We start from the raw sequence: 9,212 nt of genomic DNA on the forward strand, positions 1-9,212 counted from the left end.
CATGCTGCGAATTGTAATATTATTGGATTCATTGGAGGTTCCGGCTTGGGCATGGGAAGCTGTTTTTCAAATCCAGCAGGCAAAAAATGCTCAAATTGTTTTGTCGGTGATTAATCAATCTCCTAAGCCCAGTGGAAAGAAATCTCCAATTCTATACAGAACTTATCGCTGGATTGATCGGAAGTTTTTCTTAAAACAACCTGATGCTTTTGCCAAAAAGAATCTGCAAAATATTCCAGGCTGGGAAGTTCCCGAGCTCCCCATAAAACCTATTCAAAAAACTTACTCGGATTATTTTGATTCCAAAGACTTAGATCAAATTCGTGCCTGTGCGCCTGATATCCTGATTCGATTTGGATTTAGAATACTGAGAGGAGAGGTATTAAAATTAGCCACCTTAGGAGTTTGGTCCTATCACCACGGAGACCCAAAAGTTTATCGTGGAGGGCCTCCCGCTTTTTGGGAAGTGGTCAAGCAAATCCCCACTACAGGTTGTGTTCTAATGAAGCTGAATGAAGATTTGGATCGGGGAAAAGTATTATATCAAACTCATACCCAAACAGACCCCTTATCTGTACAACGAAATGGAAATAAAATCTTTTGGGCCTCCTCGAATTTCCCATTTCGGGTGCTTAAAGAAATAGATCGGATAGGTGTAGATAATTGGAATAAACAATTGGAAAACGAAAATACGCAAGACCATGCCAAAAGTCCTCTTTGGAGAAATCCCCGAACTTTAGATTTAATAAGAGGAATTAGTAATCTCTTGTATGGGAATTTGAAAAGGAAGGTTCGGGAAAAAAGGCATCAAGCTCACTGGGATATAGGTACAGTTGATTTCCTGACTTTTTCTAATCAAGTGATATCAAAAAAGGATATAACTTTTCTTCCTAACTCAGAGAGCTTTAAGAAATATTTTGCAGATCCCTTTCCATTTTTCTATCAAGGCAAATGGATGTTTTTTGCAGAGCTTTTCGGTAAAAAGAAGGGGAAAGGAAGTATTGCTTTAATAGACGAAAAGGGTAATCATCAGGTCATTTTAGAAGAATCCTATCATTTGTCTTATCCATTTCTGTTGGAAGAAGATGGAAATTATTTCCTCCTACCTGAATCAGCAGAAGCTGGTCATCTTATACTTTATCGGTCCACTAACTTTCCGTTTTCCTGGGAAAAAATTCAGATTTTCTTTCCTGAAGAGGCCTATGACCCAACGCTTTGGAAGAATGAAGATGGCTATTGGCTTTTTGTAAATCAGAAGTTCAATCCAGCCTGCTCACCCTTTGACGAGCTCTATTTATACTTTTCTCCTTCATTAATTGGAACCAAATGGACTCCTCATCCTAAAAATCCCATCGTATCGGATGTGAGGAAAGCAAGACCAGCAGGAAGATTATTTAAAAAAGATGGAAAGATTTATCGCCCGGCACAAGATTCCGCTAAACGATATGGACATCGCATTCGGGTGATGGAAATTAAAGAGCTTAGTTTGGTGGACTATTTAGAGGAGGAAGCTTTTCGAGTCGAGCCGGATGAATCTTCAGGTATCTTAGGAATTCATACTCTCAATCAATTGGGAGAAAACTGGATTTTGGATTTTTATTCTAGAAAATGAAAGTTCTTCTTTTGATACATTGTCAACAGGCAAGAGGGCAGGAGATATTTGCTTCACAATTGGGAAAAGAGTTGCTTAATCATGGTGATGAGGTTATAGTAGTCAGCTTATATCCCGGTTCATTTACCTTGCCCTTTTTAGGTGAAATAAGATGCTTGGATCTGAGTTCGGCTAGGTCCGCTTGGAATCCTAAAAACTGGAGGAGGTTTTACAGCCTTATTAAGGAATTTAGTCCCGATATCATTCAGGCCAATGGGGGTGATACCCTAAAATTTTTAGCCTTGACGGCTCGGTTCTTTTCTCTCAAATCCAAGCTGATATTCAATAATGGAGGGGTAATGGGCTTTTATTTAAAAAGTAGTTTTCAGGAAAAACTAAATACATTCTTTTTAAGGCAAATGGATGCCTTGGTATCAGTTTCAAAGTTTAGCCAGGCGGACTTAAATCAATATTCCGATTCCAAAATTCCACACCAAGTTATTCCTATTGCTGTCAAAATTTCGGAGGTAAATTATTCATTAGAAGAGGAGCTGACTTGGGTGCACATTGGAGGATTTACCCCTGAAAAAAATCATCAGGGTCTAATTCAGCTATTACAGGATGGAATAAAGATAGGACTAAATGGAAATCTTTATTTAATCGGAGATGGCCCACTTAAAAGCAAAATAATTGAGGAAGTAGGGAGCAAAGACTTGGGTGAAAGGATCCGTTTTTTGGGAAGCCTGAATAACCCTTGGGATAATCTACCGGGAAAATCCGTACTTATCCTTCCCAGCTTGATTGAAGGGATGCCTGGGGTAATTGCAGAGGCGCTTTGCTTGGGAATTCCGGTGATTGCCTATCGAGTAGGGGGGGTAGCTGAATTAGAGGAAGAGTTTCCATCCGTCTTGGGTATACCTCCTAACCACAGCCAAGCCTTTATTCAAGCCATGCTTGATGTCCAAGAGAATTATGGGTTTTACTCTAAAAGGGCTCAGCAAATGAAGGAAAAAGCCAAAGTATATTTCAGTATGTCAAGAGCAGCTCGGAATTTTTTAAATCTTTATCAAAGCCTGTGAAAATTATCCAACTTCTAACCCGTGCACAAAGAAGAGGAGCGGAGATTTTTGCCCTTCAGCTATCAGAATCTCTCCTGGAAACGGGGCATGAGGTTTTGGTCATTACCCTTCTGTCCGGTGGGGAAGGACTGGAATTCTCAGGAAGAATAATTCACTTGAACAGACCGGGTAAAAAATTGGTGGATTGGAAAGGATTCTGGCAACTGGGTAAAATTCTGAAAGATTTCCAGCCTGATTTGGTTCAAGCCAATGCCTCTGATACGCTGAGGTATGGTGTCGCTGCAAAATTTTTGAGAGGTAGCCAATTCTGCTTAGTTTATCGAAATGCCAACATGATGAGTCCTTTTGTCAAAAGCAGATGGACCAAAAGTTTTTATAAATTTCTGCTTAATCAAACAGGCGCGGTGATTTCTGTAGCCGAGGCTACACGCTTGGATTTGATGGACTTTTATGGTTATTCAAAAATAATCCATACCATTCCAATTGGAATTGATGGAACAGCTATTGAAGGCAAAGTAAGGGAAGAATTGGATTTAGAATTACCCAAATCATTTTTGCTCTTTATGGGTGGTTTTGTTGAGGAAAAAGATCCGGAATTTCTAATAGATTGGTTTGTTGAAAATCATAATCAATTTTCGGATTTGCATTTGCTATTTCTGGGAAAAGGAATCTTGGTAGAGAATTTGAAAAAGAAAATTGAGGTGCATAGCCTTCAGGAAAAGGTCTTATTGATTTCCAATTTGGGCAACCCATTTCCTGTGTTGCAAAAGGCGAAAGCATTGATTTTACCCTCTAAAATTGAGGGCTTGCCAGCCGTGATTTTAGAAGCAATGTATTGCCGTATTCCTGTAGTCGCCTATGGAGTAGGAGGTATATCTGAAGTCCTCAAAAATGGAGAAACGGGTTGGTGTATTCCACCAAAGGATTCCAAAGCCTTTTCAAATGACATTCAGGACGTTTTGCAAATGGACGAAACCGCCAAACAAAAGATTTTGGATCAGGCTTATCAATTGGTTACGTCCCGTTATTCCCTTAACCAAGTCACTTCTCAATTTGAAGAATTTTTTCAAAAAATTTTAGCTCCAAATTAATACCCAAATTCAGTTTTTCTCTTACATAAAAATCTGATTTTCATATAATCACTACTCATCAGTTACACAGTTCATCAATTCCCCAATTATACAAAGCTGAACTCCTAACTATCCAACGATTAACTTTTTACTTTTAACCATTAACCTTTCCTTCTCTTCTCAATTAAGCAATTACCCGATTACACAATCATACAATTCTCCAAATAGAACATAGAACTACGGACCTTTAACGCTTAACCATTAACATTTAACAATCTTCCCCCTTTTTTTATATTTGAATTAAACTAACCTCGATACCCTTGCTCGGCGCCGTACTCTTAGTCCTTTTTCTTTTCTTCGCCTCCCAGCCCATTTTGAATAACCTGCAAAAGGAACACAAATGGCTGAAGGCAGGACTATTAAATCAGCTGTACTGGTACCATATGTTTTTTGGATTGGTTTATTGGACTTACGGTCAATTTAATAGGTCAGACTCTGTTATGTATTATCGAAGTCATTCGTGGTACACTAATTGGTTTGATGCTTTTGAGCCTGGAACTTCATTTATTGAATGGGTGAATTATCCTTTTGCCAAGTGGTTGGGCTTCAACTATGATATGATGATGTTTTTTTCTACTTGGGTGGGGTATTGGGGCTTTGTGTACTTCTATTGTTTTATGAAGGAAAACCTGCGCTTTAATCCCAAGTTTGAGGGTTGGGACGCGATCACCATTTTTATGTTCTTACCCAATATGCACTTTTGGACTGCTTCCTTAGGAAAAGGAGCTTATATCTTTGCGGGCTTGGCTTTTTTGACCTATGGACTTTCATGGCCAGGAAAGCGTGTTTTTTTGATGATTTTAGGTGGGTTTTTCTGTTACATGATTCGACCGCATATCCTATTTGCCGTGCTGATAGGAATGGGGGTTGGATTTATTTTGGGACGTGAGAAAGTTCCTGTCTATCAGAAGTACTTAGCTGCCTTGGCAGGTATTGGATTAAGTATTTTTGTATATGAGGATTTGTTGGCTTACTTAGGATTTGATCCGAATAATATATTACTAAGCTTTGAGGAAGAAACTGCTTTAAATGCACAGCGTTTGCAGTCTGCAGGTTCTGGTGTTGACATGACAAGTTATAGCCTTCCGATGAAGCTTTTTACCTTTTGGTTCCGGCCTCTTTTTGTGGATTCTCCGAATGCCTTGGGTTTGGTAGTGTCCATGGAAAATACCCTGTATATCTACATGTTCTCCAAAATTTTTAAGAAGAGCTTTATTGATTATATCCGTATCGCCCCGGCCATGGTGAAGATGTCAGCGGTGGTATTTATCTCCATTTCCATCTCCATGACCTTTGTGATGTCGAATTTGGGTATTATCATCCGACAAAAGTCCCAGATTATGTATTATATGCTTTTTGTGATCGTGGCCTTTATGGACTGGGAAAAAACGAATCGGATTAAGAAGCGGGCGGAGATTTATAATCGGATTGTTGAGCGAGAACGAAGGGAGCGAGAAGTGGCTGAAGCAGCCACCTAACCTTTGAGGTTTTATCAAAAGATATCTTACTCACCCGCCCCCGTTCGTGTCCTCACGAACGGCATTCTAATCGCAATTTTTTTCAAAAATCCGTCTTCGTCTTGCTGGCATCAAGACTTCGTTTCCTATTAATAATCCCGTGCCAGCGCTGTTTTTCTATTAATTTATTCTCCCTGGGTTTCGCTTCACTCACTCAGGGCTACCAATCTTTCACCCCTACGGGGTGTTTAAGGCGTTATTTAATTTTTTATTCACTATTCTTCATTCATCATTAAAGCTTTCCGAGTTTTTTGCTGAATTGAGGGTAAAAAGGCACATTAAGAAATTAAGATGTCTCGTACTTCTTAAATCGTACTTCATCTATCAAAGATCCGTCTTCATCTGACACGGCAGACAAGTTCTTGCTGGCATCAAATCTTCGTTTCCTAACCATAATCCTAGGCCACCGCTGGGAAAATGGCCTGTATTATAATCCGGGGTTGAAACACTAGGCTATTTATAATTTGTACTTTCAGCATGATCGGATGGGAAAATTCTCAGGCTCTATCTTTTTCAATTTGTTTTGGCGCGTTGGGCTGACGCAAAAGCGGGCCATGCGTTGGCCTTGCGCGTGGAAGCTTTTTTGCGTCGAAGGCTTTTGGCTACTTTTGGCCTTCAAAAGTAGCAAAGGTTGAAATGTGTTATTCAAATAGAGAATATTACTGTCGTTTAAGTTTTCAAAGCCTTGGAGGGTTTCGACAAAGACTCACCTTCGTCTTGCTGGCATCAAGACTTCGTTTCCTATTTATAATCCCGGGCCAGCGCTGTTTTTCTATTAATTTATTCTCCCTGAGTTTCGCTTCACTCACCCAGGGCTACCCATAGTTTCACCCCTACGGGGTTTTTCAGGCGTTATTCAATTTTTTAATTCGTTATTAACTATTCATCAATAAAGAATTTCCGCCGCCCCCATTTGTGTCCTCGCCAACGGAAATTTTCAGATCTGTCCATAACCCTCCAAGGGTTTTCAATAGTGACATACATTTTCAAAGTTTTTCGTTTAATTCAAGTTTCACCAATCCCTTGGAGGGTTTTAGATACCTACTTCGATATCTAACATTCATCATTCTACATTCATCATTAAATCATTCACAGATGCATGCTGGATTGATGGCATAAGACCACATTAGGAAAGAAAAAATCACCGTACTTCGTAAATCGTACTTCGAACTTCACAATTCCATTATTTTTGGATTGGAGTAAGAACCTAACCCATTTATTCAAATTCCGATTTGACCTCCAAAACCAAAATACTTCACCTCATTAAATCCCTCGGTCGGGGAGGGGCGGAAAAGCTGATTCCGGAGACAGCTTTGGTTCATGATCAAAGTCGATTTGAATTCCATTGCCTCTATTTTTACCATCAGGTGGAAAATATTGTGGACGAATTGGAGCGAGCAGGAATACAAGTGCATTTGATTCCTTCCGGCAATTTGGGATTGTTTTTCCAAGTTCAGCGAGTTCGGGAATTTGTCAAGCAGTATGACTTTGATATCATCCATGCCCATTTGCCATGGGCAGGTATTTTGGCGCGTTTCGTCGGTAGAAAATTGGATATTCCTATTGTGTATACCGAACACAATACTTGGGATCGATACAATAAGGTTTCCTACTGGGGAAATCGTCTGACCTTTAAGCAGCAGGATGTAGCCATTGCTGTTTCCAATGAGGTGGCGCTTTCCATGCAGCTGAATTCTATTTGGGATCCATACAAACGGGGAGGGAGATTGAAAGTTAAGGTGGTTCAGAATGGAGTGAATACGGAGATTTTTAAGAATTTGAGAGATCAGGGAAAAGGGAATGGAGAATTATCTGTTAAATCACAATTGGGGATTCCTGTGGAGGTTCCTGTTATCGGAAAAGTAGCCGTATTTCGCTCTCAAAAACGTCTTTGGTTGTGGGTGGAAATTGCTATTCGGATTCTTAAAAAGGAACCGAATGTTCATTTTTTACTGGTGGGGGATGGAGAATGGCGATCTCGCATTGAAAAGCAGATTTTAGATTCTGGTTTTGAAAAGAATTTCCACTTGGTAGGAGTACAAAAGGAGGTACTCCCTTTTTTAAATATCCTGGATATATATCTAAGCAGTTCTGAATTTGAAGGTTTGCCGATTGCGATGTTGGAAGCTATGGCTTGTGAGGTGCCGGTGGTAGCAACCCGAGCAGGAGGAATTGGAGAAGTTATCCAGGATGGAAAGCAGGGATTTTTGACCGGAATAGATGAATGGGAAGATTTGGAGGGATATTGCTTGAAGCTTTTACGAGATGCTGAATTGCAACAAAAAATGGCCAAAGCAGCCCGATCTCAGGTAGTTAATCATTTTAGCATGAAGCGAATGGTTTCCGAATTAGAAGCCATCTACGATCAAGTTCTTCGAAACGAAAGCGAGTGATTTATTTTTCTCAAGGTGTATTCCCTACACCTTAGTTCTGGATTTTTCGAGTAATCCTTCTCCCAGCATTTTCATGGATTTGGATTCTAAGCCGAATTTTTCATGAAGTTCCCGGTATTTTTCAAGAACTCGATCCAATTCTTTGATACTGGCTTCGGGATCATTTCCAAAATTATGGGGATGCCACCACAAATGGTAAACCTCTCCAGCTTTGGCGGCTGATTCCATTTCATTCAAAATACGCTGCAATCGAATCTCATTAAAAAGACCATTTCGAATATTCATGGGTCGTAAGATGCGGGAAGCCGGAATGATAAGCGGCTCTTGTTTGAAATGACTAAGTTCATCGAGTCGGTAGGAGGTTTTATCTCCTACAGGGAAAAAGCAGTCTGCAGACCGGAAGAATTTTTTACCAAAACTCTCATGCTGGGTTTCTTGCCAGTACCAGTTTTTAGGATTTCCCCGAACAAATTCATAGCCTTCCTCCAGGCAAATAGGGAGATATAGCTCGTTGATATGGTTTCGTGGGAAAACGAGAGATTGAAGCGAAATCCCGAATTTATTTTGAGCGATTTTTTGAGTGGCTTTTAGATCCTGTCGGAATTGTTCTGGACTTTGGCCACGGACTAGGGTATAATAGTGGGCAAAGGAATGAGAGCCCAGTTCCTGAAAGGGAGTATCTAAGATTTGTCGGATTAATTCCGGGGCGAAATGAACTTCTGGTCGGATACCATTTTTTTTAGCCCATTCATAAGCAGATAATTTTTTATCTCGGTAGGAAGGCGTGAATTCCGGTGAGTAGGCTTTCCATTCCTCTTCATTTTCTGCGAATAGCATCCCCACCGTTGCCCAGGTTACTCCGATTTCATTTTTCCCAAAGCAATCCAGCATTTGAGGAATTACCTTTCGGGTATTGGAAAAATATTCCGGTTTGTAATTGGTTCCGACCTTATCAAAAATCCCCCAGAGCAATTCAAAATCGAGGGAAATGGTAAAAATTCCAGGCATGTGTTAAAAGGGTAATTTTGGATTAAGTTAAGAAAATCTTTGATTTCATTTAAAGTTAAACCCTCCAAGGGTTTTTTTAAATCTCCCAACCCCCGTTCGTGTCCTCACGAACGGAAGTTTTCAGATCATAACCCTCCAAGGGTTTTTAAGGTGGAGAAATAAACCAATGGAAATCAAGTTTTCAAATTGACACCATCTCTTGGAGGGTTTCAAAAATGACTCGTCTCCGTCTTGCTGGCATTTTGCTCTCGTTTCCTAACAATACTGTCGGGCCAGCGCTGGGAAAACCGCCTATTCTAATATCTGGGTTGAGATCCCGGGCTATTTCTAATTCATACCTTCAGCATGATCGGATGGAAAATTCTCAGACTCTACCTTTTTCAATTTGTTTTGGCGCGTGGGGCTGACGCAAAAGCGGGCCATGCGTTGGCCATGTGCGTGGAAGCTTTTTTGCGTCGAAGGCTTTTGGCTACTTTTGGCCTTCAAAAGTAGCA

General features: G+C 40.3%; 6 protein-coding genes. 5 read left to right on the forward strand and 1 reads right to left on the reverse strand.

The window, feature by feature from the left end; translation table 11 throughout:
- Window position 1: 1 nt before the first annotated feature.
- The 5 genes from HWE15_RS10995 (at window position 2) to HWE15_RS11015 (ending at window position 7,710) form a co-directional block, all read left to right on the forward strand.
- Window positions 2-1,612: a hypothetical protein gene (locus HWE15_RS10995; RefSeq protein ID WP_290507584.1), complete on the forward strand. Its 1,611-nt coding sequence runs from the start codon at window positions 2-4 to the stop codon at window positions 1,610-1,612.
- Window positions 1,609-2,670: a glycosyltransferase gene (locus HWE15_RS11000; protein WP_290507585.1), complete on the forward strand. Its 1,062-nt coding sequence runs from the start codon at window positions 1,609-1,611 to the stop codon at window positions 2,668-2,670. The genes HWE15_RS10995 and HWE15_RS11000 overlap by 4 nt, the downstream gene beginning before the upstream one ends.
- The gene (locus tag HWE15_RS11005; protein ID WP_290507586.1) at window positions 2,667-3,761 is read left to right on the forward strand and encodes a glycosyltransferase family 4 protein; all 1,095 of its coding nucleotides are present in this window, start codon (window positions 2,667-2,669) and stop codon (window positions 3,759-3,761) included. Before HWE15_RS11000 ends, HWE15_RS11005 begins: the two co-directional genes overlap by 4 nt.
- 479 nt (window positions 3,762-4,240) lie before the next feature.
- A complete protein-coding gene (locus HWE15_RS11010) occupies window positions 4,241-5,278 on the forward strand; it encodes a hypothetical protein (RefSeq protein ID WP_290507587.1) in 1,038 nt (345 codons plus the stop codon).
- Between the two features lie 1,271 nt (window positions 5,279-6,549).
- On the forward strand, window positions 6,550-7,710 hold the full coding sequence (locus HWE15_RS11015; RefSeq protein WP_290507588.1) for a glycosyltransferase: 1,161 nt from the start codon (window positions 6,550-6,552) through the stop codon (window positions 7,708-7,710).
- Window positions 7,711-7,734: 24 nt separating this feature from the next.
- Here the strand turns inward: HWE15_RS11015 and HWE15_RS11020 are convergent, their stop codons facing one another.
- Window positions 7,735-8,718, reverse strand: coding sequence for a polysaccharide deacetylase family protein (locus tag HWE15_RS11020; protein WP_290507589.1), 984 nt, complete (start codon window positions 8,716-8,718; stop codon window positions 7,735-7,737).
- Between the last annotated feature and the right edge of the window lie 494 nt (window positions 8,719-9,212).

This window comes from Algoriphagus sp., from assembly GCF_013373065.1.
Lineage (GTDB): Bacteria > Bacteroidota > Bacteroidia > Cytophagales > Cyclobacteriaceae > Algoriphagus.

Bases quoted from the DNA above. Each gene is read 5' to 3' on its own strand.
- HWE15_RS10995 (WP_290507584.1), top strand. From the start codon at position 2: ATGCTGCGAATTGTAATATTATTGGATTCATTGGAGGTTCCGGCTTGG.
- HWE15_RS11000 (WP_290507585.1), top strand. From the start codon at position 1,609: ATGAAAGTTCTTCTTTTGATACATTGTCAACAGGCAAGAGGGCAGGAG.
- HWE15_RS11010 (WP_290507587.1), top strand. From the start codon at position 4,241: ATGTATTATCGAAGTCATTCGTGGTACACTAATTGGTTTGATGCTTTT.
- HWE15_RS11020 (WP_290507589.1), bottom strand. From the start codon at position 8,718: ATGCCTGGAATTTTTACCATTTCCCTCGATTTTGAATTGCTCTGGGGG.